Origin of the sequence: Bacillus sp. Au-Bac7 (assembly GCF_021341655.1) — a bacterium.
Lineage (GTDB): Bacteria > Bacillota > Bacilli > Bacillales > Cytobacillaceae > Niallia.
Genome location: NZ_JAJTTG010000001.1, coordinates 435103 through 461268, shown reverse-complemented (window position 1 = coordinate 461268; position 26166 = coordinate 435103). Strand labels below are relative to the sequence as shown.

Below are 26166 nucleotides of genomic sequence, written 5' to 3'. Positions count from 1 at the left end.
GAAGCCCTTTCAAATCTAAACAACTTATATATACTTTACACTTAACCCAAAATACACGACAACAGAGGATAGTAAAATAACAGCAAAAAACAAAATTTTTCCTTTGCTAGACCATTTATCCATCCAGCCCCATCTTTTACGATTTCTATCCAATAAGAAGAAATCCCCTGCAACTGCTAATATGATAATAAGGTACACAAAAAAAGAATTCAAAGCTGTTTACCTCCTTCATTTTCCTAGCTGTTTATTACAAATTATACCATAAAAAAAGAGCTGCATTAAAATGCAGCTCCATTAAATTAAAAAGTTTTTGCCAGATCCTTTGCTCGTGCTATGCCGTTTTCCTTGATTTCCTGCGCCTTATCCGGCATTGCTGCATGGCCTTCAATAAACAGACCTTCAAATGTCGGCACCCCAAAGAAGTGCTTAATAATAGCGTTTAAATAGCGGTGACCCATTTCTAAATCGGCTGTTGGACCTTCTGAATAGATGCCTCCGCGAGCTTGAATATGAAGGGCCTTTTTGTCTGTCAGCAATCCGACAGAACCTTGATCTGTATACTTAAAGGTCTTCCCTGCAACAGCAACAGAATCAATATATGCTTTCATAACAGGTGGGAAAGAAAAGTTCCACATCGGTGTGACGAAAACATATTTATCGCCGCCCACAAATTGATCACTTAATTCAGCCAGTCTGCTTACTTTAGACTTTTCTTCATTAGAAAGCTCATCAAACCCTTTTCCTGATTGAAGCTTGCCCCATCCACTGAACACATCACTGTCGATTTCAGGAATGTTTTCCTTATACAAATCGATATGAACAATTTCATCATTTGGATTCTGCTCTTTGTATGATTCAATAAATGCCTGTCCTGCAGCCATGCTGAAGGATTGGGAATGGTCGTGCGGATGTGCTGTGATATATAGTAATTTTGCCATTGTTTATTGCCTTCTTTCCATTAGTTTAGGCACTTATTTTTTGATGAAAGGAAGAAAAAAATACTGCTGTTGCTGTTTTAGATTCTTCCAATCGATAAACATTGTTACCAATTAAAAAACCCGGAAGGCAAGTCCTTCCAGGCAAAATTTTATACAAGCTTTTCTTTTAAGTATGTTTGTGCTGCTTCCTGCAGTTTACTGTACTGAGACTCTTCCTGTTCATTGACAACTTTATCATGAAGAATAAAATCACTTAGATTGTTAAGATCCGCTTCCACACCTGCTTCATAAACATATGTTGCATTGCCGATAAGATCAATACGATACTTGCCATCATTTTCATGAACGTAACAGCGGACTTTTCCGCCATTATTGTAGACCTCGATAAATTCACCTGTGTTATTGAAGCCGTTTAAGATGGACACAAGTGATGATGCTGACATAGCTGTTCCGCATGCATTTGTAAATCCAACGCCACGCTCATATGTGCGAACATAAATATTGCCTTTGTCTAATATAGAAACGAAGCTGACATTCACTCCATCAGGGAAAAGTTCATTAGGTCCATTTACATAGCTGCTTATCTCTTCTTGCACCGAAGATTCGATTGTCTCTTTGTCGACAATTGCAATCAGATGAGGATTTGGCACAGCTAAGGCAGTAAATGTAAGCTCCGGATGAAGGCTTTCAATCTTTTCATTTAAAAGCGTCTTCTGCTCGATACGTAATGGCAAATCTGTTGTTTGGAAGGAAACGGGGGAAATCTCCACCAAATATGTTGGAATCTCTGGGAAAATGTCTGCTTCGTTGTTCACTTCAAGATTCGCTTTCATTGTTTCTATAACCGCTTCTTTCACATCAAGAAGTTCACAAACATAGCGGGCAACACAGCGTATCCCATTGCCGCACATAGATGCTTCTGACCCATCTGCATTAAAAACTCTCATGCGGGCATCTGCTTTATCACTCGGCATCACATACAATATTCCGTCTGCTCCTAATTGGGAGCTCCGGTCGCAAAAGGCAATGGCCAAATTTGCGCGGTCTTCTTCTGAGAAGGAATAGCTAGGATTGGAAATCTCGTCGATTATCAAGAAATCATTCCCGCTTCCGTGGCATTTAGTAAGTTTAATATTCATCTGTAATTTCCTCCAACGTTAACTTATATGTTACATTGTACTTCTGCAGTTGCCATTATTGCAATCATAAAACCATTGTTTTATGGACATTCGCTAAATAAATAAGCCTATGTCCTTTTGTTTAGCTTTAGGACACAGGCTCTTCATTACATTTTTTTGTCTTCCATTAATTCTTTTGCCCAATTAAGGGATTCTGCATATACTTTGAACAAGTCTTTTTCCTCAATCCCAAGCTTTCTGCAGCCTTTGCTAATTTGAACCCAGTCTGCTTTTTCGACTGCAAGCACTAGATCAAGCACATCCCTTTGTGTATTGCTTTTTCCAGAGAGCGCATCCATGATTGCTTCATCAAGGGGAACTTGAACTAATATCTCTTCCATATCAAGATTCAAGATTGAATCCATTAATGAAAACATTCCTGTCAAGAAATGTCCGGAGGTATTAATTTTCCCTGGAATGAGTTTTGCAACAGACTCACACATTCTCGCCCTTATAAGACAGTTAGACATAATCTCATACGAAATTCCATTATTCCAGTCTTTTTCTCTTACAGCCAGAACGTACAGCCATTTTTGCAGTTCCATCAGCCCGATAAGAACAATCGCTTGCCTGATGCTTGTAACCTTATGCTTAAGGCCAAAACCTAGTGTATTAATTAATTTAAGGAGCTTGTACGATAAAGAAATATCCTGTTCAATCAAATTAGAAATCATATCAATGTCTGGATCAATGGAACGAATATGTTTGGAGATACCATAATATGTATGAATATAAGCAGGTACATCATGTGTAGACATGATAGAAGGCTTTGAGAAATAATAACCTTGAAAATAATGATAGCCGGCAGTCCTTGCTGTCTCATAATCTTCCCTAGTCTCAAGCTTTTCAGCAACCATCTCTTTGCCAAGCTGTTTGGCGAGGGTCTCAATTTCAATCCTTGCAGCTTCATCCGTATTCATGAAATCAACTTTAATGATATCTGCCGTGATAAGCAATTCATAGGCATATGGATTTGTATTGTCAAAAATATAATCATCCAGCGCAATTTTATATCCTAATGCCTTTAACTCTTTGCATATATTGATTATTTTTCTGCTTGGCTCGACAGTTTCTAATATCTCTATCACGATTTCTCTCGGTTGAAAATATGTAGGCAGCCCTAGATCCAAAAGATTTTCTGTAAAGTTAATAAAACAAGGTTTTCCATCCGATAACTTTTCTATTCCTATATTTAAAAAACTATTTATGATAACATCTGCTGTCGCATGGTCTCCGTCAATATTTGGAAACATATTAACTTCGTTATTTCGATATAACAATTCATAACCGTACACTTCTTCCATTCTGTTGAACAGCGGCTGCCTAGCCACAAAAACTTCCATTGAAATACCTCCGAACTTCTTTTCTACTCATTTCAAAATATTTAGTATTATTCTAATAAACAAGGCCTTCAAAGGCTGTCGAACTCTGTAGCATTTCTAAAAAGTGACTATATGCTCTATTTTAATGGGTAATTTAGCTCAGCCCAAATTTATGTGGCAGATTTTCCCCAATATCTTCAATAAAAACTGGCCGCCATAGGCATAAAACCTATAGAAGCCAGTTATTATCAGTGTGTATATTGAAGGACAAAATTTATTAGGAACAAGGAAGAAATGAAGTATAAAGGTAAAGATACTTCTTTTGCTTTTCCGAGCGCTATTTTCAAGATTGGATATAAAATAAATCCAATTGCCATTCCATCTGCAATGCTGTAAGTGAAAGGAATCATCGCAATGATAAAAAAGCTTGGAAAACTTTCACTTAAATCCTTAAGATCTAGATTACGAATATTTTGCAGCATCAGCCCGCCGATAATAATAAGAATCGGTGCAACAGCACTATTCGGAATCAGCTTTATCACAGGGATAAAGAAAGCAGAGCAAATGAAAAGCACCGCTGTCGTAACAGATGTCAGGCCTGTTTTCCCACCTGCAGCCATGCTAGCAGTGCTTTCAACCGTAGATACAGTTGGGCTGCTGCCGAAAAAGCCGGACAGAAAAACAGATACAGCATTTGCTTGAAAAGCTCGTTTAAAACGTTCCGGTTTTCCGATATATTGAACATGATTGGAAACGAGTCCAATATTTTCGAAAACTAATACCATTGATAAAGAGAACACCGCTACCCAAAATGGTATCGTAATAATCTTATCAAAGGACATATGACCAAATACACTCCAATAATCCTTTAACTGTACTGAATCGCCAGCAGCTCCTGTGTCTATCAAACCGAACATCCATGAAATCAATGTTCCAACTAAGATAGTAATCAGGAAGTTTCCTTTTACATTTCTTAAAAATAAGATAATGCTGATGATTAATGTAATGACTGTTGCCAATACATGCAAATCACTAAAGGAACCAAGTGCAATAATAGAATTACTGCCTTTTTGGACAATTCCGCCCTTTTCGAGGCCAATTAGCATCAAAAATAAGCCAAGTCCAACTGTAAGCGATTCTTTAAGGGAAGATGGTATGGACTGACTAACAATGCTTGCCAGCTTTGTAAACGCAATCAGCATGAACAAAAGCCCTGAAACAAACACGACAGCAAGCGCTTCCTGCCAGCTCAATCCCATTGACTGAACGATTGTATACGAGAAAAGCGCATTAATGCCCATTCCTGGTACAAGCAATACCGGTACATTCCCTAGAAACCCCATCAACAAACAGCCGAAAACAGATGTCAAGATGGTCGCGATAATAGCAGCTTCAAGTGGAATTCCAGCCTCTGATAAAATAAGCGAGTTGACAGCGACAATATAGACAACTGTAAAAAACCCAATCAGACCTGCAAAAAATTCCCCTTTGAAAGTAGCTTCGCTTTCTTTCATTTTAAAGAATTCTGTTATATAGTTTTTCATTTATTAAACCTGTTTAAATATAGCCCTCTCCCTACCCGCATCACTCTATAGAAGTTTTACTTCTTTGAACATAAATTTCAGTCCAAAAACTACTTACCACTTTAGGTGAGCCACAATTGAATATGATAGCAGATTTCCATTACTTTGCCAATCCTTTTACAATAAAATTGGCCAAATCCCTTTCCGCTTCCAGAAAAGAATTTGGCCAATAACTAAGATTATATCCTTTATATGTTAAACCATTTCTTTATATAGATTCGCCATTTCAATAGCGTTAGTTGCAGCTTCCCAGCCTTTGTTTCCAGCCTTTGTACCTGCGCGCTCAATCGCTTGTTCAATCGATTCCGTTGTTAATACGCCAAAGATAATTGGTACTCCTGTTGCAAGAGACGTGCTTGCAACCCCTTTAGCTACTTCATTGCTGACAAAATCGAAATGTGGAGTCGCTCCGCGAATAACTGTACCTAAAGTTATAATTGCATCGTATTTATTTGTTTCAGCTAGCTTTTTCGCAGCAAGAGGAATCTCAAATACTCCTGGCACCCATGCAACATTAATATTCTCTGCTTCCACACCATGACGCTTCAAAGCATCTTCAGCACCTGATAATAGTCGTGTTGTGATGAACTCATTAAATCTTGAAACGATGATTCCTACCTTTAAGCCGCTTCCAATTAAATTACCTTCGAATATTCTAGTCATTTTACTGTCTCCTTTTCATCTTCTCTTTTTTGTCTGTATTCTGCTAAGTCTTTTATTGTAATCATTTTCAAATCGAACTTTTGAGCTATTAATTTTAAGTCATCTACTCTAGCCATCGTCCCATCCTCTTTTAAAATCTCACAGATAATACCAGATGGGAAACTGCCAGCCAATTTTGCCAAGTCAACCGCTGCTTCTGTATGGCCATTTCTTGAAAGAACTCCACCGCTGTGTGCAATTAGAGGAAAGATATGACCTGGTCTAGTAAAATCAGCAGCTTTGGCATCTTTTTCTACCATTTTTTCAATTGTCAGTGCCCGTTCAAAAGCGCTGATTCCTGTCGTTGTGTCTTTATGGTCTATACTGATTGTGAAAGCTGTCCCACGAGGATCATTGTTGTTGCTTACCATCGGCGACAGTTCAAGATGGTCTGCAAGCTCCTTTTCTATCGGAACACAGATAAGCCCTCTGCCTTCTTTTGCCATAAAGTTAATCATATCAGGTGTCACTAACTCCGACAGACCGACTAAATCCCCTTCGTTTTCCCGGTCTTCATCATCTGTTACGATGATCAGTTTACCTGCTTTTAAATCTTCTAACGCTTCTTCAATGGAATGAAACATATTATTTCCCCCTTTTTTTGAGTTTAAATGTTTTGCCTTAATAGAAGCCGTTTTCCTTCAAAAAGTCAGGGGTAATGTTGCTGGCACGGCTGCTGTTTGCCTTGTCTCTGTTCATAAACGAATAAAAATATTTTGCCATCATATCAAATTCAAGATTTACGATATCTCCGACCTGCTTCTTACCGACAACCGACTCGGAAGAAGTATGGGGAATGATGCTTACACCTACAGAATGGTCTTTCGTCTCGAAAATGGTCAGGCTCGTTCCGTCCACTGCAATAGATCCCTTCTCTAAAATAAGATGAGAGAATTGTTCTGGGACTTCTATTTCCACGCTGATGCTGTTTTCGATAGTTTTTCTCTCCAATATTCTGCCAACACAATCTATATGGCCTGTTACAAAATGACCACCAAACCTGCCATTTGCTGCCATAGCCCTTTCTAGGTTGACAAACGAACCATTTGACAGGCGGGATAGAGATGTATCCTTAAAGGTTTCGGGCATTACATCTGCTGTGAATTCATGTTGTTTGAAGCTAGTAACAGTAAGGCAAACTCCGTTTACGGAAATACTGTCCCCTAATTTCATATCTTCCATGATGACTTTCGCTTGTATGGCAAGGACAAGGGTTTTGCCAGTTTTTGAAATATTTTTTACCACACCCGTTTCCTCGACAATACCAGTAAACAATAAGCTTCCTCCTCTAGTTAATATTGCAGGATTTTTATTAAATAGCTGCCTTAACACCATAATTGGGGCGTTTAAAAGCAAATCTAGTTTAGTTATTAATGAGAACAAAATATAAACCGCTGCTGTATGTAATCCAGTTTTTTTCATTTTGACCATTCCTTCATAAAATCATGCAGTGCCTGCCTACAGTTGATAAATCAAATAAAAATAAAAAATCCCGTATAAATATTTATACGGGAGATTGTACAACAAATAAGCGGCTTCATATTTTAAAGGTTACGCCAAAAAAGAGCAGCTTTTTTTGATTTTTAACTAAAAAGTCATCGTCAAAAAAGCGTACCTGAAAATACACCTGTTCATACTAAACACACTTTCATTCCATTTTAGAATGATAGCAGCTTCTGTTTGCCTTCTCCCATCCAGACTATACTGTCGGCTTTGGTTTCTCACCAAATCCACCGTCTTATTATTCATAAGCCGGGTCACGGGCTTAGAGTATTTATACACTCATCACCGCCGGTTGGGAATTTCACCCTACCCCGAAGGCGACCACAACGTCGTGGTCCTTTACTATTTAATTGTTGCTAGTTTACACTAGATATACGCATAATGCAACTACTCTGCTTCAATTTTTTTAGTGCATTTATTTGAGAAAATAAATGTAACTTATTGATAGTATTAGACGTATTAACAATAAACAAACGAAAAATATTTAGTAAGAATGGAGCTAATGTATGACAGAAAATGAAGCTTTTTTATTAAAAGAATTGGATGAAGTGAAGAAATGGGAGAAGGATCAAAGCGGTCTTTGGTTTTGGGAAAAGCTAAGCCGGCTGCCCTTCAAGTTGATTGATAAATTAACACCTGCTTTCATTCAAAATAAAATCGGCCAATTGCTTGATGAAATGGGAAATTACATTCAAAGCGGCGGAAAATTGCTGAGCGACATCTCTTCTTCCAAAAAATATTATAAGCATCTTAACGTTGAAAATTTTGAAGAAGTAAAGGATCTCCCCCTCGTTGAAATGAAAGCAGCTGTCGGAAAGCTCACAAAAAGCCGGAAAACAATAGCAACATTACAAGGTGCAAGTACAGGGATTGGCGGCTTATTTACTTTAGGCATCGATATTCCCTTGCTGCTGTCGATGCAAATAAAAATTCTTCAAGACATCGCCATTTGTTATGGCTATAATCCAAATGAAAAAAAAGAAAGAATCTTTATTATTAAATGCCTACAATATGTTTCTGCAGACGTTATGGGCAAAAACACCATTCTGGACCAGCTATCCCATTTTGATGATAATTCTGAGAAGGTCCAAAGAGAGGTTGTCCTTGAAATGCAAGGCTGGAAAGAGGTTGTATTCGCCTATCGGGATGCTTTCGGCTGGAAAAAGCTATTTCAGATGGTGCCGGTCTTCGGGATTGTATTCGGCGCCTTTTCCAACCGCTCGATGATTCACGACATAGCCGAAACAGGCGAGATGTTTTACAGAAAACGTAAAGTTATCGAGAGGCTAAGCAAGCCAACAAATAATGTTGCCGGTGATTAAAAGAGCTGCATACAAAAAAAGAAACGGATCAAGAAGCTTGATCCGTTTTTTCTAGTTTTGCAGGATATAATATCGGGAGCCGAATTACAAATTTAGTGCCGTTTCCTTTTTCACTTTCAACTTGAATGCTCCCTCCCATTTCTTTTATACAATTGTATACAAACATCATACCAAGACCAGTGCCATTTTTTCCTTTTGTAGAATAATATGGTTCTCCCAATCTTGACACTTCCTCCTTACTCATGCCAATACCTGTATCACTTATGGATATCACGGCTTCTTGTTTTTGTTTTATTGTTTTTATCACAAGAATGCCGCTGGAGTGCTCCTCCATTGCCTCGATTGCATTTTTGCATATATTCACAAGGCATTGGCTGAAATATTGCTGGTTGCCCATAATATGTATGGTGCTTGTCTCCACTTCCATACGTATGGAGCTCTTATTCGCCAGAGGATGAAGCACCTGAGTGATTCGCTGTATTTCTTCTTCCACGTTTAATGCTTCTATTCCATCCATTGGGTTGGGATTAGCAAATGCCAGATAGTCCTCAATTACCTTAACTGCCTTGTCAAGCTCACTTAACGATATGTCTAAATAATTTTTTTGATTATCATTTAAAGCTGTTTCCTGCAAAAGCTGCATAAAACCCTTTACAGATGTCAACGGATTTCGTACTTCATGGGAAATGGAAGCTGCCAGTTGACTGACTGTTTCCATCTTTTGAGCTTGAAATATTTTATTTTGAACGTTCCACAGTTTTTGAATGACCTCTACTACATAAATAATTAAGCATAATACGATAGATTGGATTAGCGCATATTGCAATGCGAGCTTAATAGGAATACCAATACCAGACACCCATCTGACTGCCGCTAAAGTAATTATCGTAGAAAAAATCCCGATTAAAAAGCTGTAAAAGACTTTCTGCTTAATAGATCTCTGCAAGAACCACCTTCGCACAAATAACAGTCCAATCAAATGAATGGGAGCAACAACAAGAGTATTGATTACACCTATTCCATCAAACAAGCTTCTGTATAATATATTTACTAAAGCTAAAACGAGAGCAGCAATGGGACCTCCATACAAGGAACCAAAAATCTGAGCGACCAATCGCAAATCAAAAAGAATACCATTACCAACCTTAATAGGAAAACTTATGCATGCTATAATTGCAGCAGAAGATGATAAGATGAGGAGTGATTTCTTATTTTCCATTTGGCCATTCCTTAAAACAAATAACAGCGGAATAAAGCAGCAAAACAAAAAAAGAAAGAAACCGTTTACTAAAAAGTCGTCAAGCATGATGTATTCACCTTTCTTATCCTTTTTCTTTCATTTTATATGAAGGGAAATTGTTTCACAATGGCTATTTGCTCTCCCTTTTAAGCAGCTGCTTCAGCTTTTCCTCTGTTCCTGATCCATCTACTGGTGTGTAGATGCTGCATCTTAAATCATTCATCCCATGAACCTGAAGCGAAGTGAGATTGTACAGCATTTTCCCAGCCTTTGAATGGCGAAATTCAATCATCACCTCTGGAGCTGAGCTGACTTCACTTTCATTCCACATCACTTCAAAATCAGGGTATTTATCTATCATTGTTTCGATAAATTCAGAGTACCAATCATCTGCCATATACTGCCCTAGGTACGTGCGAAAAATAGAGAGAAAACCTTTAGCGAAATGTTCCCAATTTACAGCTAGGGCTCTTAATTCTTTTCTAGCAAATAACAGCTCAATTAAGTTTCTATTTTCAAGGGAAAGCATATTAAAATCCAAAAAAACTTGTGCAGCTGCTTCGTTCCAGCCGACGATATAGCTTCGCCTGTCTGTAATGATGGTCGGACAGTAGTGAAGTTCGCTCAATATTCTCCTTATAGAAGGTGTAATCAGTTCCCCTTCCTCCATTGGAATACCAGCATTTTTTGCCTCCTCCAATGCCAGTCCAAATAAATACCGCTTTTCATCCTTGTTCAATCGTAATGCATCTGAAACGGCTTCTAATACAGAAATGGACACTTTTATGTCTCTGCCCTGCTCAAGCCATGTATACCATGTGGTGCTTACACCGGCAAGCTGGGCTACTTCTTCCCTGCGAAGCCCTGTTGTTCTTCGCCTCCCGCCTAAAGGCAGTCCGACCATCGCCGGCTGAAGCTTTGCCCGTTTCATCTTTAGAAACTCAGATAATGCTCGCAATCGAATCTCGTCATTCATTCTTTTCACTCCTTTTTAAGATAGTACTATTTATACTAGGATAAACTACAACTTGTAATAGGATAAGTAAACGATAAAATAAAGAAAAAAACAAGCTTTTGGAGGAATGTATAATGAAAAGAGTCGTTGTGACTGGAATGGGTGTTATCTCACCAATCGGAAATAATGTAGAGCAGTTTTGGGAAAATCTCTCTAACGGAATATCTGGCATTCGCAAAATTGACCAGTTTGATGTATCTAATTCCAAAACAACTATTGCAGGAATGATTGCAGATTTTGATGCAGTCGGCAGATGGGGAGCAAAGGAAGCAAAAAAACTGGACCGCTTCGCACAATTTGCATTAGCGGCAGCAGAAGAAGCTTTAAATAGTTCAGAACTTGATTTGGAAGTAGTCGACAAAGAAAGGCTTGGAGTATACGTCGGTTCAGGAATCGGCGGCTTGAACACACTCATTGATAATGTAAATATATTAAATGACAGAGGTCCAAACAGGGTTAGTCCAAATCTAGTTCCGATGATGATTTCTAATGCGGCTGCGGCGCAAATCAGCATAAGGCTAGGCGCATTAGGTCCTTCCCTCTCCCCTGTTACGGCATGTTCCATTGGAAATACGTCAATAGGTGAAGCTTTTAACGCGATTCGCAATGATGATGCAGATATTATGTTTGCTGGTGGTGCAGAAGCTGCCATATCCCCATTATCTCTCGCAAGTTTCGGAAATGCACGAGCTCTATCGACACGAAACGAGGAACCTGAGCTCGCAAGCCGTCCATTTGATGAAGAACGAGATGGGTTTGTGATGAGTGAAGGTGCAGGGATTTTAGTGCTAGAATCATTAGAACATGCAGTTAAACGAAATGCGCCTATCCTCTGTGAAGTAATTGGATACGGAGCAAGCTCTGATGCTTATCATATGGTTGCTTCCCACCCTGAAGGCACAGGTGCTTATTCAGCCATGCGAAATGCCTTGAGAAAAGCCAACATTTCACCTGCAGATGTTGACGTAATCAGTGCCCATGCAACAAGCACAAAGGTTGGTGATTTATCAGAAACGCTTGCGATCAAAAAACTGTTTGGCCAAGATGCCTATCGCATACCTGTAACAGCAAATAAATCAATGCTTGGCCATATGTTGGGCGCAGCAGGCGGCGCAGAAGCAGTCGCTCTTATTAAAAGTCTTTTGCATCAGCTTATTCCGCCAACTATCAACTTGAAAAAGAATGACGCTGACTGTGATTTGGACTATGTGCCAAACGAAGCGAGAAAAGCGCCAATAACAATTGGATTATCTAATTCCTTCGGTTTTGGCGGCCATAACTCGGCAATTGTATTGAAAAGCTATCAATAAAGTTAAGGCTGGCAATCACTTTGCCAGCCTTAACTTTATTCCATATGTGTTTGAAAGGAGCAATTCACCAATCAAGTATTTTTATTAATGATCCTTATAAGCAAATATTTTTGCCAATATGGCATAAATATGAATAATATCCTTATTAGAAGCAGAATGATGGATGGAAACAACAGGATGGTTCGGATCTAGAAATCGCTTTTGCCAATCTTTTGGCATCCATCCCTTTTTGACATTTACAATGGCAATGCCTCGTTCATCTTCTAAACAATAATCGGTAAAAGCAAGCGATCTTTTCAAGCACAGCTCTTTTTTTTCATATTTATAAACAATTTTCGTTGCTTTGTCTGTCCGCTTCTCTTCCAACTTGCTGATAAGCTGTTTTTTTCTGTTTCTAATTTCAACACATTGTTTTTTGACTGTAAACTGATATTGCAGCATGTTTTCCCCATTATAGAACCCATACGTTTTTGCTGTGAATATATCGAAAAACGGCGGCAAATACCATCGAAATAACGTAAATTTGTCATCCCTAATCTCGCCGAGCACTGTGCCCTCACTATCAAAGATAAGCATTCTTAAAGAAGGTGCAGGTAAAAAGGATAACAAGACCGTCTTCGATTGGAGAATAGAGGTAACCTTCTGCGCCTCCAATGTATCTGTAAGCCTCTCACAGCGCCTTCTTTGAATTAAATAAGAGGCAAACGCTGTAATGCTGTATAAGCAAAATGGTATGATTAGAAGAAGAAATAGACGATTCAGCTTAACGCTAATGAACAGTGCAATAAAGAAGATGACTGGAATACAGCTAATAAGGCTCGCGTTTAAGAAGGCAGTGGCTGATTGTCTGTAGTACTTTTCTATATTCATCACAAACATGGCTCCTTACTGATATTTTCCGTTATAATCTAGTATTCTATATTCTATTAACAGCCTCTATCATCTATGATTGATTGGAGTGATATTTTTGAAAAAAATGAAATTCGTTATTATTTTTTGTGCTGTTCTATTGCTTGCTTCTACGTCTTATTATTATGTGAAGATGAAAAGAACTGCTTCTGCTGTTCCCCCTGAAGGTATTCCTTATATCATTATTCTCGGAGCAAAGGTGGATGGTGACGAGTTGTCCAAAGTATTAAAAAACCGGGCTGACGCTGCTATTTCCTACTGGAATAATAATAAACAGGCAAAAATCGTTGTTACAGGAGGCAAAGGAAATGGCGAAAATATAACAGAGGCTGCGGCTCTCAAAAACTATCTGCTCGCAAATAATATTGCAGAAGATAAAATCCTTTTAGAAGATCAGTCTACATCGACGTATGAAAACCTGCAAAACAGCATGGATTTATATAATATTACAGAAGCGGTTATCGCAAGCAGCGACTTCCACCTATACAGGGCTGTCACAATAGCCGAGAAAAAAGGGATGAAGGCCTATCCTCTTGCAGCTAAAACACCCGCTTCTGTTATTATCCCGCTTACTATTCGTGAATTTTTGGCAATTGGCAAAATGAAGATACTAGGTTTTTGACTCTTCTACTAATCGAAAAACCCCAATGGGAATATTACCATTGGGGTTTCTAACTTTAAATAAATTGTTGCTCTTTCCAATTTCCCAGAGCTGCCTTCGCATCGCGATAGCCTTGCATGTATAGATTTTCCAGCTTTTGCGGATTTCTCTCCATGCGTCCAACGACCAGCTTTTCCTGCGGTCTTACTACCATGATATTTCCTTTTTTCTCTTCCTGTTCCACATATTCCAGTGTTTCATTATATAATTTGTATCTTGCTTCCATTGCTTGCTGCAATCCTTTGAATTGGGGATACTTTCGTCTCACAAAAAAAGCAAAACGTGATTTAGATTTACGATAACCGAGATTCCTTGTTAAAATGACAACATTTCTTTTAAAGCCATCCTCTTGCGCCCTTTTTAAGGGAATCGGATCGGAAATGCCGCCATCTAGCAGTTTCCTCCCTTTGAAATCAACAACGGGTGCTAAAAATGGCAGAGAGCTAGAGGCTTCCAAAGCTTTTAGGAGCTCCTCTTTATAATCTTGTTTGCCATAAAATACACTTTCGCCTGTTTGAATATCTGTTGCACCAATTTTAAATTCTGCTTCATTGCCATAAAACGCTTCATAATCAAACGGAACCATCGTGTTAGGAATCTGATTGTAAATGAAGTCCATCCCGAAGAATTGACCTGTTTGTCGAAAATTTCGCCATGACATATATCTTGGATCTGTAACATAATCCAAGCTTACCTTTTTGTTTCTGCCAGCTTGCTGAGACATATAAGAGGCCCCATAGCTTGCCCCTGCTGAAACTCCGATTACATATGGGAAATAGACATTATGCTCCAGAAAGCACTCAAGCGCACCGGCAGTATAAACCCCGCGCATGCCTCCCCCTTCCAGCACTAAACCGATATTTTCCTTCATTTCTATCCTTCTTTCTCTTACCTTCATTCTTAACTATCATAATCGATTAAGCTCATGAAAGGAAAAAAAAAAGACTTTCTTCGTTAAGAAGAAGTCTTAAAAACGCATCAGAATATATAGTTGCTCCCAAACCGAGCATTTTTAACGGCAACTAATCTTAAAAGAAAATTCCTTAGTTAAAAAATTGTCTCTTTTTCTCCAGTTACCTAATAAAACGAATGGTAAGAGGTATACGATAATCAGAACCTTCATATGACTTAATAGCAGCTATAATCGTAAAGATGAAGCCAAGAAGTGCAACGATTGGCATTAGAACAAAGCCGACAAGCACAAAAATCAGCAACCAGCTAATAAAACTGTAAATGGCGTACGAGATAAGGAAATTAAAATACTCTTTACCATGATATTTTACAAATTCTGAATCACTTTTTATTAAATAAATAACTAATGGACCAAGAAATGCTGTAAAAAAACTGGAAACATAAATAAGCATGGCAAATATTCTTTCATCATGAGTTACTTCTTTGTGGAAATTCATTTTGTCCTCCCTTTTGGGTTTCAATAATATGTTGTCTTATTATATACGAGCATAGTGTTAATATGTTTCAGTTTTTTTGCCCTTTTTTCTTAATTGGGATGTTAAGATAATTTTAAGGTAAATGGACTATTATTCCTTTAGGTATTCACCTATTAATCTTTCATCCTAAATTCTTATTTCATTTTTTCTTACACGTCATGTATACTAATGATTGTCTATTCTACAAATAAAATACAAATATTTTCAATAAGCGGGAGAGATGTAAGTGTCTGAACTAGTACATACAATCTTTGACTTTTTATCATCCTTAGGCTATATGGGTATAGCTTTAGGTTTAATGGTCGAAGTAATACCAAGTGAAATTGTTTTAAGCTATGGAGGCTATTTAATCCATTCTGGCCATATTAATTTTTTCGGTGCTCTCATTGCCGGTGTTATCGGCGGAACGATTGCCCAACTGTTTTTATATTGGATTGCGCTGTATGGCGGAAGACCATTTATCGACAGATACGGGAAGTATATTTTAATCAAAAGCTCTCATGTGGATGCTTCTGAAAAATGGTTTCTTAAATATGGGACGGGCATGATTTTTCTGGCTCGGTTTATCCCTGTTGTCAGACATGCTATTTCGATTCCAGCCGGGCTTGCAAGAATGCCAATTGGCCAATTCACCCTTTATACGACTGCAGCGATTATTCCATGGACCGTCTTATTTCTGTTGCTGGGAATGCGTTTAGGTGATCATTGGGAAAATATTGAAACATATGCAAAACCTTATATTACACCAATTATTATTGGAGCTGTTGTGCTGCTGGCTGCATACGTACTTCTGCAATTCCGCAAGAAAAAAAATAAATAAAGTATTTACAAAAACATTACAATTACCTATATTATTTTCAAGACTTTTTTTGTAAAATAGAAGCAGTACGATATTATTGCAGGAAAACAATAAATAAAATATAGGGAAGGCAAATGGTGCGCCACCTAATTAGGTTCTAGTGGGTTCGATTCCCACCCCGAAATTTTTTACAAGCTACAAGTTGATAAAAAATTTCGAGGGCGGAGGCACTTTTTGTTTTTCCTTTGCACACACTGCCCTCATGTATAAGGAGGGTATTTTTATGCTGAAAAAACGTGAATTGGAAGATTGCGCTGTCCTATTTGAAATGATGAAGCATCCGGATGTATTTCCCTTTGTCCGCCAAAAAGCGGCATCTTATGAAGAATATTTATTTATCACAAAACAGACGATAGAAGCAGAAGAAAAAGGTGAACTGATCTCTCGTACCATTCTTGATGAATGGCATAATCCGATAGGAACCATTAATCTTTATGATATTCAAGACGGCATCGGGTTTTTAGGAACTTGGATAGGCAAACCTTATCATGGAAAAGGATATAATAAAATAGCCAAGGAACTGTTTTTTTCAGAAGCCTTCTTTGAGCTGAATATTAACAGTATTTTAATGCGCATAAGAGAGCATAATCTCCGTTCCGTTAAAGCAGCAGAAAAACTCCCTTATGCCGTACATGCTAATGAGACAAGAAAATCGATTGTAGAAAAACTCAAGGAAGAAACAGGAGTAAGCTACGAATTATTTGAAGTCCCTAAAGATGTTTTTACACTATATACAATGCGCTCCAACCAGGAACAGACAGACGATCTGATGGAGGCATAATTATAAAGGTCAAAAAAATGCTCAGGATTTATTCCTGGGCATTTACTCGTTTGGTACAGTCAATATTTCCTTCCCATCACTTTCACCTGAACTTCCAGTACATTCGCTTAGTATGTACTTTTTTTCCGTTTCTTCCACTTTCATAAAAATATCCTTACACATGTATTCCTCAAGAGAATCACCATCAACACTTGCAGAAATATTGATTTGCTTTCCGTTAAAGATTAATCTTTCAACCATACGCTGTCCTTCTATCCCGTATGAAACAAAGTTCACTTTTGCTTCTTTTCCCTTCTTTACCTTATCTATAAATCTATTTAATCCATCTAAATTTTCAATTTGATTATGATTGTCAACAACCTGTTCTACACCTATATTTTTTATCCCATATTGCTGACAACCAGACATCATGTAAAGAAGCAACAGCAGACCGATAGTAGCTCGTCTCATAAACCTATCTCCTTGTAATTTTATACATATAATACCATAAATAGTTATTACTTACACTTATTTAGCATACAAGCTTACTTCGTGAGTCATACTTACCTTCCCTTCCTAATATAGTACACATAGGACAACTTTCTATATAGGAGTGTATTTTTTTATGATTGAATTTTTGAATACTCATATTTGGGCAAGTATATTGCTTGCAGCAATCGTATTTGGAGCAAGCCTCCTGCTGCGCAAATGGTTTACTAACTATTTTTTCAAGTTAATTCTCAGCTACACAAAAAAGAAAAAAATTCATGCTGCAAGCACTGTTCTTGTTGCTTTTGAAAAGCCTGTACGCTGGGTGTTCGTTGTCATTGGCATACAGTTAGCCTTCCTGTTCCTCCCTATTCAGACTGTAAGTTTTGAATCTAGTCTCGTCCGCTCCTGTTTTATCGGGCTGTTAACGTGGGGATTGTTTAACTTGAGCAGTGTGACCACCCTATTGTTTCCTAAGCTTATGACAAAGCTGGATATTAATGTAGATAAGATTATCGTGCCTTTTATAACAAAAATGTTAAAAACACTTGTTCTTATGCTCGGTTTTAGCATTATTGCTCAGGAATGGGGTTTTAATATAAATGGATTTATCGCAGGACTTGGGCTTGGGGGACTTGCGATTGCTCTTGCAGCAAAGGAAACGGTCAGCAACCTTTTTGGCGGAGTAGTCCTGGTGACAGAAAAGCCATTTACGATTGGGGACTGGATTAAAACGCCGAGTGTAGAAGGTACAATTGAAGATATTACGTTTAGAAGCACCAAAGTACGGACTTTCGCACAAGCACTTGTAACGGTTCCAAATTCAACGCTTGCCAATGAACCAATTATTAATTGGTCTAAAATGGGAAAACGGCAAGTTTCGTTTTACTTAAAGGTTGATATTCACACGAAAAAAGAAAGATTACAAGCTACCATTGCCAATATGAAAGCAGTGCTCGAGCGTCATCCTGGTGTTCACCCTGAAACCATTCTTGTTTCTCTTGAGTCCTTAAATGACAGCAGTGCTGATATATTAATTTACTTTTTCACAAAAGCTACCGATTATAATGGGTATTTACAAACAAAAGAAGATATTAATTTTCAAATTATCGAAATTATCGAGAAAAAAGATGTAGCATTTGCTGTTCCGAAAAGCACTGTCCATGTAGAGATGCCAGCTGAATTAAACACCGCAGACAGATTATTCTCTCATGGCTAAATTAACAACAGAAAAGTCATGCTGTTTTGCCATATTTTCCTTTTATCTGTGATATAATCGAAACGTTATTGAACAAAAGTGAGGAAATATGATGAATCAAACCTTTACAACAAAGCAAAAACTCAAGCAAATGTTAGTTATTTTACTGCCTGTTCTAGTCACACAGGTGGGCATGTTCGGTCTTACTTTTTTTGATACAACGATGGCTGGTCATTACAGTCCGATTGATCTTGCTGGAGTTGCTGTCGGAAGTTCTTTATGGACCCCTATTTATACTGGCTTAAGCGGTATATTGCTTGCTGTCCCTCCGATTGTCGCTCAAGCAGTCGGCAGAAAAGAGGAATCGAAGGTCAGTTTCTCCGTCGTTCAAGCAATCTATCTGTCATTATCAATGGCAGTTCTATTAATCATTCTAGGAGCCGTTTTCCTAAAACCTATCTTGCAGAGTATGGGTCTTGAACAAGAGGTTCAAGACATTGCCTTCCATTACTTAGCTGCATTGAGCACAGGCATTATTCCGATTTTCTTTTATTTTGTGCTGCGGTCCTTCATCGATGCCCTTGGCCAAACACAAGTAACAATGTTTATTACGCTTTCTGCACTGCCGGTCAATATTGGGCTGAATTACGTATTCATTAACGGTATTTGGATATTCCCAGAGATGGGCGGTGTCGGCACAGGCTACGCTACAAGTATTACATATTGGTACATGCTGTTAACTGCACTCCATATTGTTTATCATAATCAGCCATTTGCTGGATTTAAATTGCTTAGTAAATTCCATGCTGTCTCTTGGGAAAAATGGAAGGAAATCTTGAAGATTGGTGTGCCAATCGGATTCTCGATCTTTTTTGAAACAAGCATTTTCAGTGCGGTGACATTGTTAATGAGCAATTATGACACGAATACCATTGCTGCTCATCAATCAGCTATTAATTTCGCTTCCCTTCTGTATATGGTTCCGCTGAGCATTTCAACGGCGCTGACAATATTGGTTGGTTTCGAAGTTGGTGCAGGCAGGCTGAAGGATGCAAAACAATACAGCTGGATGGGTGTTTTCACTGCCATCAGCATTGCTTTTGTGAGCGGCATCATACTGATGGCTTTCAGAGGTCCGATAGCAGGCATTTATACAAATGATGCTGAGGTGTTAAAGCTGACAGCAAGCTTCCTTATATATGCGATATTCTTCCAGCTTTCAGATGCCATCCAGGCACCTGTTCAAGGAGCATTACGAGGTTATAAGGATGTTAATATTACCTTGATTATGACACTTGTCAGCTATTGGGTGATTGGACTTCCTTGCGGTTATCTGCTTGCCAATTATTCAAGTCTCGGTCCTTTCGGCTATTGGATCGGCTTAATTGCCGGTTTGGCAACAGGTGCTGTTTTTTTAAGCAGCAGACTGTATTCCGTTCAGAAAAAACAGGCCTTGGCACATAAATAAAGGAGGAATCAAGACGATTCCTCCTTTTTTCTTTCACACTATTTATTGGCTCATTTTTAGCCATCATTTCAATAAATGCATCCACCATTGTGTGCCTCTGCCTTCATGCAAGATGGACAGGGCCTTAGAAACTGGCATCCCCTTTCTGTATGTCCTGTCTGACGTCATTGCATCAAACGCATCAGTAACTGCCAAAGAAGGATATTTCTTCGCCTTTTAGTCCGTCAGGATAGCCTTTTCCATCAAATCTTTCATGATGACTTCGCACATCTTCAAGAATGGTGGCCATTTCTTTTTGCGGCTGTACTTGTTTAAGGATGTTTTCACCAATGACTGGATGTGTTTTATGTGCATGAATCTTCCTCTGTCAGCTTCCCTTCTTTTAACAAAACATTATCAGGAATATCTATTTTGCCAATATCATGCAATATCGCTGATTTATACAATAACTCCAACTCACTTGTAGGCAGCTTTAAGTTTTGCCCAATTAACTGCGAATAGACGGCAACCCTATTTGAATGGCCTGCGGTGTATTGGTCTCGGCATTAAGGGTGGTACTGAGCACCATCATAAAACTGTCTAAGAGCTGTTTATTAAACTTTTCACGCTGAATGATTGTTTCATTCATTTCATGAAAGCCTTTGAACAATTCAGCAAACTCGTCTGTATATACCATGCTGTTTGGCTCGGAATACTTGCTTGTGCCAACACTCTCCATTAAATTTTTCAGCTGATAGATAGGTGTGATTATATCCTTAGAGAGGAATCTTGCCGTTAAAACGGATTAAACAATCGTTATAAAAAGGCTTATAATGGCCCAATTCCAAAACGGAAAATCTTGAATATCACCACTGTCAATCAGCTTGACTCTTGTGGACAGCAAGATAATTACTAATGGAAGAACACTGATGCTGACTACCGTAGTTAAAAACTTCTGAAATAACTATAATAAAACAGAGTATTCGCATATCTTTGTCCTAATATTTAAACTGGTGAACATAAAGGCACCGCCAACCCCAAAAACGGCTAAAAAAGATCCAATCATGTAGTTATATAACAAACTGTTCATCAGTTTTTATAAGTATCCAAATCCATGCACCTAATTTTCGTAAAATAATATTATCTTATCATCAATAGGATAAAAACAACTGTTCCTTTTACCCGTCAACAGAGTGGAAAATTAATACAAGCGATAATAACACGAATTGGGTGCAAATGAATATGATATAAAAAAATCGAGCACTTCTGAAAGAAAGGATGAATTTCCAATGTTCCCATGGAATTTATTCCCTTTTAATAAAGACACGAAAAACAAAATGCAGCAAATGAGACCTGCCGAGATTCAAAAGTATGTACATGATATGATGGATAAGCTGATGCCAGAATCTCTGCAGAAAATGAACACTGATGAAATGTTCCAAAACATGTCACAAATGACGAATCGACAAACAGGAGCTGAGCCGAACAAATTTGATTATCTAGTATTTGAAACACACCATCACGTCTATGTACGAATTCCTATTAAGGAAGAAATTTGGCTGGAAAGAGTAAAGGTATACTACACCTCCAGTCAATTGATTATTCAACATATACCAGATGAAGAAAGCAAACATACAATTAATCTTCCTTCCCTTGTCAGAAGAAAGGGATCAACAGCCAATTATAAAGATGGTGTATTAGAAATCATGATTCAAAAAAACACACAGGTGCAATATTCTGAGATCGAAGTGTCGGATCTACATTAATCTTCCGAGAAAGGGTGTGCCGAAAATTATGTCGTTTGAAAACCTGGAAAAAATTTATCAGTTTCATGAAAATCCAACTAATGATATGCTCTGGAATAACTTATTTCAAGACTCGCCAAGCCAGCAGCATTTTTTTAATGGTAGGAATGCCATTAAAAGCAATAATCAGTTTCCCCCTTGTGATTTTTATACAAAGAATGGAGTTTGTTATATTGAAGTAGAGCTTCCGGGCATGACCCCGGAAAATGTTGCCGTTAAGTGTGAAGATCATACGCTTCATATTGCTGGGCATTTTAAGACACTTTGTGAAGAGTATGCCTATTATTTAAAAGAAAGGCAAAACCGGAGTTTCCATAAAGTGATTACATTGCCATATGCCATTAGGAAGGAAGAGCTTTCTTTCCAATTTAAAAACGGAATACTAATCATCCAAATACCGCCTGCATCGAAATAAAAAATCAACTCGGTTGCTTTGAGTTGATTTTTCTTGTTTGTTACCCATTATTTAAAGCTTTTATCGAAGCAGTAGAAAGGTCGTTCTTTTCCAGGAAAATGTAATTCTCCTACTTTGTTAAAGCCATTTTTCAGAAACAGATTTTGTGCTTTTTCATTGATGGCATATGTGTCTGTTTTTAAATAGAATGTGTCATTTTCAATAGCAAAAATTTCAGCGAAAGCAAGGAGCTTGCTTGCTATTCCCCCGCCGCGTATTTCAGGATCAACCATTAGCCTGTGAATAACATAAAAGTTTTTTTCCGTTAATGTCCATTCAATTAAATCATAGTTTTTACCGCCGATACGGTCAATCGCAATAGAGCCGACTACTTCTTCATCCATGATTGCAACAAAAGCAGAACTGTTTTCAATATCTGTTTTAAAATCCTTTTCAGCAGGATATTTATCAGACCATTGGTCATTTCCTTCTTCATTCATTATTTTTATTGTTTTTGCTGCTATATTCATAATTGCATCTAAGTCATTTATCGTTGCTAGTCTAATTTCCACGCTCAATTCTCCTATTATAGTATTTCTTTATTATTCCCCGTTTACTTGAGACTATTTCATTTTTTCTAAAATGAACTATATGAAAAACCATTATATAAATTTCTCATCAAAAAAACCACTAAAGTACACAGCTACAGAAAATAAAATAAAATTCAAAAACGCGGAAATTTTCACATAAAGAAAAAAACCAAAGGAACTATTCCTTTGGTTTTTTCAACAACTATTATTTACCTATAAATTGCTGTGTCCAGTAATTCCCGTCAGCTACATAGCCTACCCCAATATGAGTGAAATTGCTGCTTAAAATATTAGCGCGATGGCCTTCACTGTTCATCCATGCTTTCACCACTTGCTCTGGTGTTGTTTGACCTTTAGCAATGTTTTCGCCAGCTGCTTTATAGGAAACACCAAATTGCTTCATCATATCAAATGGGCTGCCATATGTCGGGCTTGTATGATCAAAATAATTGTTCTTGCTCATATCCTCAGACTTAGCTCTTGCAACTTTGCTTAACTCTGTATCTAGAGTTAAAGCAGGAAGACCTTGTTTAGCTCTCTCTGCATTTGTCAATTCAACAACCTCTTTTTCAAATGCACTCACACTTGAAGAAGTTTGTGTGGCTTCCGTCTTCTGTTGGTTTGCCGTTGTATCCTGTGCATTAGCAGTGTTTGCTGTTGTAGTTGTTTTATTGTCAGTTGCTGTTGTGTTTGTAGGTGCTTTTGTCGCTGCTGTCTCCTTATTTACAGTGTTGCTTGTGCTGCCATAATAGTTTTTAAGCAACTTATTTATATCAATATTACCTGAAAACTGCTTCATTAAGGCATTGATTTGCTCTTCATTAAGATTATATGATTGATACGTTACTTTCACCGCTTCTCTCTCTTGATTAGAAGCTGCATCTGCCTGATGCATAACCGGATTTGACATGAATAGAGCTGCAGCTGCTGCTGTTGAAAAGATTAACTTTTTCTTCATCTAAAAAATCCTCCTAAAATATGAATTTCTTAATATCGTATTAAAGGCTTGCTTACAGAAAAATCATATCATACGATTTTTGTCATATTTGTGGATAAAATATCCAACAAGTAAAAGCTAATTAGCTGCAGCAGCTTTTATTTCGCTTAAACCACTTATCGCCCAAAGCATGGTGAAAACTTTTCTAATTCATTAGAAGTTCAAATTATTTTACTTAATTATCCAGCAGATACATATTAAGTATGAAATTAAGTATTGACAAGTTTTGAAGCACAGTCTGTTCATAACAAATATGACAATAACTTGACTTACATAACAGCAAATCAATAATTGTTACTACTGAAAAAAGGGCTGTATATATCCAAAAAAAGGTGGAATAGTAAAAAGGAAGAAGAAGATATAAAGATGGAAGGAAGTATAGTTATGAGTACACCTTATGCTTGCCCAAATTGCCGGACAAATAGAAGCAGATTCAATATTATCCGCCAAGTGCCCCAATCTGTAAAGTTAGACCCTCAAACTGGAAATATTGTAGAAGAGTATACAGCAGATAATCTTTCCCCCTTTCATATTGGCTATAACGGTCCTGACAATCGTATCCAATGTGCAGCTTGCGGACTGGTAGATGAAGAAAGAACTTTTGCTAAATTTGGAGAGATGCGCTAATAAACAAACAAGAAAAGCCGTATGCATCTGCATACGGCTTTTGTTTCTATAATGGAAAAAACTCGTCATCAATTAAAACTTTCCACGGCTCAATAGGTGAAGTTCTGACTAACGTCAGCCTTTTCATTTCACTTTTTCTTTTTTCATTTTGAATATAAAGCTGCCACTCCAAGTTTATGTGTAAAACAGTTTCAAATTGATAGTCCTTTGTCTCCTCCACTTTAAACAGCTTTACATTTTCCAGTTCTTCCAAAGCAGCTCGCCAATCCAGTTTTTCTGTACTTAAGTGGTTTAAGATTGTATTATCCTGCTCTTTCATTCCTGCAACAAAGGAGCGCACAGTATCATTTGGATCTTGCTTGTCTAGCTCCATTTTTAAAATACCAGCTGCTTTATATACCATGAGCTTATGTGATAAATCCATATTGTCGGTCTTATGGGTAGTGCTTCCTAAAAAATGAATACAAAAATGGCCTGGAAACTTATTCTGTAATGCTCCTGCTCCATGTGGCATCCCATGCATCGATGCAGCTAGCACTTGATCATCCTTCAAAACAAGAATCGATCTTCTTTTCCAGCTCCATTTTCCGCCGTAGATTTCTTTCATAATCTTTGTATCAGCTGTTGTAAGTGGCTGGACATCAGCATGCTGTGACCCTGCTCTCCGCTGTGCATGAAATAACTTGCCTGTTTCCATATCATAAATGGAAAACTTGCTGTAACGTGGAATGACCTTATCTGCTTCCTTCCATTCGAGCAGCTGAATGCCGTATGTGATTGGAGCATTCTCCTTTGTTTCAGCATGGACGTTTGACACCATAAAAAGACTTGCGGCAACAGCAACAAAAAGAATGAACTTTCGCTTTTTGAACAAAATTACCCTCCTCTACACTTTAGCTAAAGAAAGTTTGCCCGTTTTATTGATAGTTCATTCTAAGTTATTGCGGCAACTTGTCAGATTACAGATTGTCTAACTGTTCTTTGATATGCTGCCAATCAATATTTTCACCGATAAAGACTAGATTTAATGGCATCTTCATATCTTCTCTCATCATTAAGGGCATTCCGTAGGAATACTGAAATAAATCAGGGTAGTGATTTTGATGGAATTGCACATAGCCTTTAATGCGATATATAGTGTCAGGAAGCTCCTTAAGAAATGCTTCAAATTTATCTGAAGCAATTGTATGTTTAAAATGATAGACAAACGAACTAAGCTGTAACGTTTGAATTGTTGTTTTGACTGTTTCTTTCGCGAATTGCATCGTCATATCTTTCAATTTTTGTACTGGAAGCTTTGAATAACTTGTTAATATAGCGAATGCTTTCGGATTGATGCTTTGAAGCTCAAACGTGACTTTTGATTTTTCCGCCTCTGTTAACTGGTCCTGTTTATTTATTAATATCATGTTGGCATGACGTATTTGCTCAATTAGAAGCTGCCCAACTGCTGGACTCATTTTGGAACGCTCTAGCCAAAGCTTCCCATCCATAACCGTTATAATTCCTTTAAGCAATAGTTTATCAGCAAAAATGGGTGAAAGGATACTGTCCATCGTTTCAACAGGATGTGCCGCACCAGTAGTCTCTAGGTAAATTACATCTGGCTTTTCCTCTATCAGCAGTGTTTGCAGCTGGCCTTCAAGCTTATCTTGAATCGTGCAGCACACACATCCTCCTAACAGCTCCTTCAGCGGTACATCTGCTTCGACTTCATTTGAATCAATCGATATATCACCAAATTCATTCATTAAGACTGCAACTTTTCTGCCTTCTTCCTTTTCATGAGTGAGCAGTCGCTTCAACAAAGTTGTTTTCCCGCTCCCTAAAAACCCTGATAATATAAATACTTCCGTTTTTTTCATCGTT

The 26166-nt window shown here is 37.9% G+C and carries 31 protein-coding genes, 1 pseudogene and 1 riboswitch; of the genes and pseudogenes, 10 read left to right on the top strand and 22 right to left on the bottom strand.

Annotated elements, in window-relative coordinates; all coding sequences use genetic code 11:
- Positions 1 to 24: 24 nt before the first annotated feature.
- From LXM54_RS02465 to ribE, 8 genes and pseudogenes are all read right to left on the bottom strand, one after another.
- Positions 25 to 213 (bottom strand): hypothetical protein, encoded by a 189-nt coding sequence (locus LXM54_RS02465; protein ID WP_233313510.1) that lies wholly within the window; start codon positions 211 to 213, stop codon positions 25 to 27.
- Between the two features lie 86 nt (positions 214 to 299).
- Positions 300 to 938: an FMN-dependent NADH-azoreductase gene (locus tag LXM54_RS02460; protein ID WP_233313509.1), complete on the bottom strand. Its 639-nt coding sequence runs from the start codon at positions 936 to 938 to the stop codon at positions 300 to 302.
- A gap of 149 nt (positions 939 to 1087) precedes the next feature.
- Complete coding sequence (gene dapF, locus LXM54_RS02455; RefSeq protein ID WP_233313508.1) at positions 1088 to 2077, bottom strand: diaminopimelate epimerase; 990 nt, start codon at positions 2075 to 2077, stop codon at positions 1088 to 1090.
- 146 nt (positions 2078 to 2223) lie between these two features.
- Positions 2224 to 3459: an EAL and HDOD domain-containing protein gene (locus LXM54_RS02450; protein WP_233313507.1), complete on the bottom strand. Its 1236-nt coding sequence runs from the start codon at positions 3457 to 3459 to the stop codon at positions 2224 to 2226.
- Positions 3460 to 3686: 227 nt separating this feature from the next.
- Entirely contained in the window at positions 3687 to 4982 is a 1296-nt protein-coding gene (locus tag LXM54_RS02445; RefSeq protein WP_233313506.1) for an NCS2 family permease, read from the bottom strand.
- A 234-nt stretch (positions 4983 to 5216) separates the two neighbouring features.
- Complete coding sequence (gene ribH, locus LXM54_RS02440) at positions 5217 to 5684, bottom strand: 6,7-dimethyl-8-ribityllumazine synthase (RefSeq protein ID WP_233313505.1); 468 nt, start codon at positions 5682 to 5684, stop codon at positions 5217 to 5219.
- Between the two features lie 20 nt (positions 5685 to 5704).
- Positions 5705 to 6307, bottom strand: a pseudogene (gene ribB, locus LXM54_RS02435) (3,4-dihydroxy-2-butanone-4-phosphate synthase); the annotation flags it as partial.
- Positions 6308 to 6344: 37 nt separating this feature from the next.
- Positions 6345 to 6998, bottom strand: a complete 654-nt coding sequence (gene ribE / locus LXM54_RS02430; protein ID WP_233314731.1) for a riboflavin synthase — start codon at positions 6996 to 6998, stop codon at positions 6345 to 6347.
- 403 nt (positions 6999 to 7401) lie between these two features.
- A riboswitch (FMN riboswitch) is annotated at positions 7402 to 7549 on the bottom strand.
- A gap of 183 nt (positions 7550 to 7732) precedes the next feature.
- On the opposite strand from ribE, the gene LXM54_RS02425 reads away from it, so the two are divergent.
- Positions 7733 to 8548, top strand: a complete 816-nt coding sequence (locus tag LXM54_RS02425; RefSeq protein ID WP_233313504.1) for an EcsC family protein — start codon at positions 7733 to 7735, stop codon at positions 8546 to 8548.
- A gap of 28 nt (positions 8549 to 8576) precedes the next feature.
- Here LXM54_RS02425 and LXM54_RS02420 read toward each other — a convergent pair whose 3' ends face one another.
- On the bottom strand, positions 8577 to 9854 hold the full coding sequence (locus tag LXM54_RS02420; protein ID WP_233313503.1) for a sensor histidine kinase: 1278 nt from the start codon (positions 9852 to 9854) through the stop codon (positions 8577 to 8579).
- A gap of 64 nt (positions 9855 to 9918) precedes the next feature.
- A complete protein-coding gene (locus tag LXM54_RS02415) occupies positions 9919 to 10764 on the bottom strand; it encodes a helix-turn-helix transcriptional regulator (RefSeq protein WP_233313502.1) in 846 nt (281 codons plus the stop codon).
- A 113-nt stretch (positions 10765 to 10877) separates the two neighbouring features.
- Here LXM54_RS02415 and fabF point away from each other — a divergent pair, with 113 nt between their 5' ends.
- Positions 10878 to 12113: a beta-ketoacyl-ACP synthase II gene (fabF, locus tag LXM54_RS02410; protein ID WP_233313501.1), complete on the top strand. Its 1236-nt coding sequence runs from the start codon at positions 10878 to 10880 to the stop codon at positions 12111 to 12113.
- An 84-nt stretch (positions 12114 to 12197) separates the two neighbouring features.
- On the opposite strand, the gene LXM54_RS02405 is transcribed toward fabF, so the two are convergent.
- Positions 12198 to 12986: a hypothetical protein gene (locus LXM54_RS02405; RefSeq protein ID WP_233313500.1), complete on the bottom strand. Its 789-nt coding sequence runs from the start codon at positions 12984 to 12986 to the stop codon at positions 12198 to 12200.
- Between the two features lie 103 nt (positions 12987 to 13089).
- Here LXM54_RS02405 and LXM54_RS02400 point away from each other — a divergent pair, with 103 nt between their 5' ends.
- Positions 13090 to 13644, top strand: coding sequence for a YdcF family protein (locus LXM54_RS02400; RefSeq protein WP_233314730.1), 555 nt, complete (start codon positions 13090 to 13092; stop codon positions 13642 to 13644).
- A gap of 55 nt (positions 13645 to 13699) precedes the next feature.
- Here LXM54_RS02400 and LXM54_RS02395 read toward each other — a convergent pair whose 3' ends face one another.
- Together LXM54_RS02395 and LXM54_RS02390 are read right to left on the bottom strand one after the other, a co-directional pair.
- On the bottom strand, positions 13700 to 14554 hold the full coding sequence (locus LXM54_RS02395) for a patatin-like phospholipase family protein (protein ID WP_233313499.1): 855 nt from the start codon (positions 14552 to 14554) through the stop codon (positions 13700 to 13702).
- A gap of 202 nt (positions 14555 to 14756) precedes the next feature.
- Positions 14757 to 15092 carry a DUF4870 domain-containing protein gene (locus LXM54_RS02390; RefSeq protein ID WP_233313498.1) on the bottom strand — a complete coding sequence of 112 codons (336 nt, stop codon included), beginning with the start codon at positions 15090 to 15092 and terminating at the stop codon, positions 14757 to 14759.
- Positions 15093 to 15357: 265 nt separating this feature from the next.
- Between LXM54_RS02390 and LXM54_RS02385 the strand changes: the two genes are divergently transcribed.
- Together LXM54_RS02385 and LXM54_RS02380 are read left to right on the top strand one after the other, a co-directional pair.
- Positions 15358 to 15951, top strand: coding sequence for a DedA family protein (locus LXM54_RS02385; protein ID WP_233313497.1), 594 nt, complete (start codon positions 15358 to 15360; stop codon positions 15949 to 15951).
- Between the two features lie 262 nt (positions 15952 to 16213).
- The gene (locus LXM54_RS02380; RefSeq protein ID WP_233313496.1) at positions 16214 to 16771 is read left to right on the top strand and encodes a GNAT family N-acetyltransferase; all 558 of its coding nucleotides are present in this window, start codon (positions 16214 to 16216) and stop codon (positions 16769 to 16771) included.
- Positions 16772 to 16813: 42 nt separating this feature from the next.
- Here the strand turns inward: LXM54_RS02380 and LXM54_RS02375 are convergent, their stop codons facing one another.
- On the bottom strand, positions 16814 to 17221 hold the full coding sequence (locus LXM54_RS02375; RefSeq protein WP_233313495.1) for a DUF4362 domain-containing protein: 408 nt from the start codon (positions 17219 to 17221) through the stop codon (positions 16814 to 16816).
- 154 nt (positions 17222 to 17375) lie between these two features.
- Between LXM54_RS02375 and LXM54_RS02370 the strand changes: the two genes are divergently transcribed.
- The gene (locus LXM54_RS02370) at positions 17376 to 18458 is read left to right on the top strand and encodes a mechanosensitive ion channel family protein (protein WP_233313494.1); all 1083 of its coding nucleotides are present in this window, start codon (positions 17376 to 17378) and stop codon (positions 18456 to 18458) included.
- A gap of 91 nt (positions 18459 to 18549) precedes the next feature.
- Positions 18550 to 19905, top strand: coding sequence for an MATE family efflux transporter (locus LXM54_RS02365; RefSeq protein WP_233314729.1), 1356 nt, complete (start codon positions 18550 to 18552; stop codon positions 19903 to 19905).
- Positions 19906 to 19968: 63 nt separating this feature from the next.
- Here the strand turns inward: LXM54_RS02365 and LXM54_RS27855 are convergent, their stop codons facing one another.
- From LXM54_RS27855 to LXM54_RS02350, 4 genes are read right to left on the bottom strand one after another with little or no spacing between them, the layout of a single operon-like run.
- Positions 19969 to 20100 carry a hypothetical protein gene (locus tag LXM54_RS27855; protein WP_267913269.1) on the bottom strand — a complete coding sequence of 44 codons (132 nt, stop codon included), beginning with the start codon at positions 20098 to 20100 and terminating at the stop codon, positions 19969 to 19971.
- On the bottom strand, positions 20087 to 20194 hold the full coding sequence (locus tag LXM54_RS28385; protein WP_396953798.1) for an HD domain-containing phosphohydrolase: 108 nt from the start codon (positions 20192 to 20194) through the stop codon (positions 20087 to 20089). Before LXM54_RS28385 ends, LXM54_RS27855 begins: the two co-directional genes overlap by 14 nt.
- Before the next feature lie 55 nt (positions 20195 to 20249).
- Positions 20250 to 20393 (bottom strand): HD domain-containing protein, encoded by a 144-nt coding sequence (locus LXM54_RS02355; protein WP_325169553.1) that lies wholly within the window; start codon positions 20391 to 20393, stop codon positions 20250 to 20252.
- On the bottom strand, positions 20393 to 20623 hold the full coding sequence (locus LXM54_RS02350; RefSeq protein WP_233313492.1) for a hypothetical protein: 231 nt from the start codon (positions 20621 to 20623) through the stop codon (positions 20393 to 20395). Before LXM54_RS02350 ends, LXM54_RS02355 begins: the two co-directional genes overlap by 1 nt.
- 550 nt (positions 20624 to 21173) lie before the next feature.
- Here LXM54_RS02350 and LXM54_RS02345 point away from each other — a divergent pair.
- Both LXM54_RS02345 and LXM54_RS02340 read left to right on the top strand, forming a co-directional pair.
- On the top strand, positions 21174 to 21650 hold the full coding sequence (locus tag LXM54_RS02345) for an Hsp20/alpha crystallin family protein (protein ID WP_233313491.1): 477 nt from the start codon (positions 21174 to 21176) through the stop codon (positions 21648 to 21650).
- A 28-nt stretch (positions 21651 to 21678) separates the two neighbouring features.
- Positions 21679 to 22104 (top strand): Hsp20/alpha crystallin family protein, encoded by a 426-nt coding sequence (locus LXM54_RS02340; RefSeq protein WP_233313490.1) that lies wholly within the window; start codon positions 21679 to 21681, stop codon positions 22102 to 22104.
- Between the two features lie 47 nt (positions 22105 to 22151).
- Here LXM54_RS02340 and LXM54_RS02335 read toward each other — a convergent pair whose 3' ends face one another.
- Both LXM54_RS02335 and LXM54_RS02330 read right to left on the bottom strand, forming a co-directional pair.
- Positions 22152 to 22655, bottom strand: a complete 504-nt coding sequence (locus LXM54_RS02335) for a GNAT family N-acetyltransferase (RefSeq protein ID WP_233313489.1) — start codon at positions 22653 to 22655, stop codon at positions 22152 to 22154.
- 223 nt (positions 22656 to 22878) lie between these two features.
- The gene (locus LXM54_RS02330; RefSeq protein ID WP_233313488.1) at positions 22879 to 23631 is read right to left on the bottom strand and encodes a CAP domain-containing protein; all 753 of its coding nucleotides are present in this window, start codon (positions 23629 to 23631) and stop codon (positions 22879 to 22881) included.
- Between the two features lie 423 nt (positions 23632 to 24054).
- Here LXM54_RS02330 and LXM54_RS02325 point away from each other — a divergent pair, with 423 nt between their 5' ends.
- Entirely contained in the window at positions 24055 to 24297 is a 243-nt protein-coding gene (locus LXM54_RS02325; RefSeq protein ID WP_233313487.1) for a DNA alkylation repair protein, read from the top strand.
- A 46-nt stretch (positions 24298 to 24343) separates the two neighbouring features.
- Here the strand turns inward: LXM54_RS02325 and LXM54_RS02320 are convergent, their stop codons facing one another.
- Together LXM54_RS02320 and LXM54_RS02315 are read right to left on the bottom strand one after the other, a co-directional pair.
- Positions 24344 to 25171: a hypothetical protein gene (locus LXM54_RS02320; RefSeq protein WP_233313486.1), complete on the bottom strand. Its 828-nt coding sequence runs from the start codon at positions 25169 to 25171 to the stop codon at positions 24344 to 24346.
- A gap of 85 nt (positions 25172 to 25256) precedes the next feature.
- Positions 25257 to 26162, bottom strand: coding sequence for a CobW family GTP-binding protein (locus tag LXM54_RS02315; protein ID WP_233313485.1), 906 nt, complete (start codon positions 26160 to 26162; stop codon positions 25257 to 25259).
- Between the last annotated feature and the right edge of the window lie 4 nt (positions 26163 to 26166).

What these genes read in the sequence shown, in the direction of transcription:
- LXM54_RS02460 (WP_233313509.1), bottom strand. Translation starts at nt 938, where the DNA reads ATGGCAAAATTACTATATATCACAGCACATCCGCACGACCATTCCCAA.
- dapF (WP_233313508.1), bottom strand. Translation starts at nt 2,077, where the DNA reads ATGAATATTAAACTTACTAAATGCCACGGAAGCGGGAATGATTTCTTG.
- LXM54_RS02450 (WP_233313507.1), bottom strand. Translation starts at nt 3,459, where the DNA reads ATGGAAGTTTTTGTGGCTAGGCAGCCGCTGTTCAACAGAATGGAAGAA.
- LXM54_RS02445 (WP_233313506.1), bottom strand. Translation starts at nt 4,982, where the DNA reads ATGAAAAACTATATAACAGAATTCTTTAAAATGAAAGAAAGCGAAGCT.
- ribH (WP_233313505.1), bottom strand. Translation starts at nt 5,684, where the DNA reads ATGACTAGAATATTCGAAGGTAATTTAATTGGAAGCGGCTTAAAGGTA.
- LXM54_RS02425 (WP_233313504.1), top strand. Translation starts at nt 7,733, where the DNA reads ATGACAGAAAATGAAGCTTTTTTATTAAAAGAATTGGATGAAGTGAAG.
- LXM54_RS02420 (WP_233313503.1), bottom strand. Translation starts at nt 9,854, where the DNA reads ATGCTTGACGACTTTTTAGTAAACGGTTTCTTTCTTTTTTTGTTTTGC.
- LXM54_RS02415 (WP_233313502.1), bottom strand. Translation starts at nt 10,764, where the DNA reads ATGAATGACGAGATTCGATTGCGAGCATTATCTGAGTTTCTAAAGATG.
- fabF (WP_233313501.1), top strand. Translation starts at nt 10,878, where the DNA reads ATGAAAAGAGTCGTTGTGACTGGAATGGGTGTTATCTCACCAATCGGA.
- LXM54_RS02400 (WP_233314730.1), top strand. Translation starts at nt 13,090, where the DNA reads ATGAAATTCGTTATTATTTTTTGTGCTGTTCTATTGCTTGCTTCTACG.
- LXM54_RS02395 (WP_233313499.1), bottom strand. Translation starts at nt 14,554, where the DNA reads ATGAAGGAAAATATCGGTTTAGTGCTGGAAGGGGGAGGCATGCGCGGG.
- LXM54_RS02390 (WP_233313498.1), bottom strand. Translation starts at nt 15,092, where the DNA reads ATGAATTTCCACAAAGAAGTAACTCATGATGAAAGAATATTTGCCATG.
- LXM54_RS02380 (WP_233313496.1), top strand. Translation starts at nt 16,214, where the DNA reads ATGCTGAAAAAACGTGAATTGGAAGATTGCGCTGTCCTATTTGAAATG.
- LXM54_RS02375 (WP_233313495.1), bottom strand. Translation starts at nt 17,221, where the DNA reads ATGAGACGAGCTACTATCGGTCTGCTGTTGCTTCTTTACATGATGTCT.
- LXM54_RS02370 (WP_233313494.1), top strand. Translation starts at nt 17,376, where the DNA reads ATGATTGAATTTTTGAATACTCATATTTGGGCAAGTATATTGCTTGCA.
- LXM54_RS02365 (WP_233314729.1), top strand. Translation starts at nt 18,550, where the DNA reads ATGAATCAAACCTTTACAACAAAGCAAAAACTCAAGCAAATGTTAGTT.
- LXM54_RS28385 (WP_396953798.1), bottom strand. Translation starts at nt 20,194, where the DNA reads ATGGCCACCATTCTTGAAGATGTGCGAAGTCATCATGAAAGATTTGAT.
- LXM54_RS02350 (WP_233313492.1), bottom strand. Translation starts at nt 20,623, where the DNA reads ATGGAGAGTGTTGGCACAAGCAAGTATTCCGAGCCAAACAGCATGGTA.
- LXM54_RS02345 (WP_233313491.1), top strand. Translation starts at nt 21,174, where the DNA reads ATGTTCCCATGGAATTTATTCCCTTTTAATAAAGACACGAAAAACAAA.
- LXM54_RS02340 (WP_233313490.1), top strand. Translation starts at nt 21,679, where the DNA reads ATGTCGTTTGAAAACCTGGAAAAAATTTATCAGTTTCATGAAAATCCA.
- LXM54_RS02330 (WP_233313488.1), bottom strand. Translation starts at nt 23,631, where the DNA reads ATGAAGAAAAAGTTAATCTTTTCAACAGCAGCAGCTGCAGCTCTATTC.
- LXM54_RS02325 (WP_233313487.1), top strand. Translation starts at nt 24,055, where the DNA reads ATGAGTACACCTTATGCTTGCCCAAATTGCCGGACAAATAGAAGCAGA.
- LXM54_RS02315 (WP_233313485.1), bottom strand. Translation starts at nt 26,162, where the DNA reads ATGAAAAAAACGGAAGTATTTATATTATCAGGGTTTTTAGGGAGCGGG.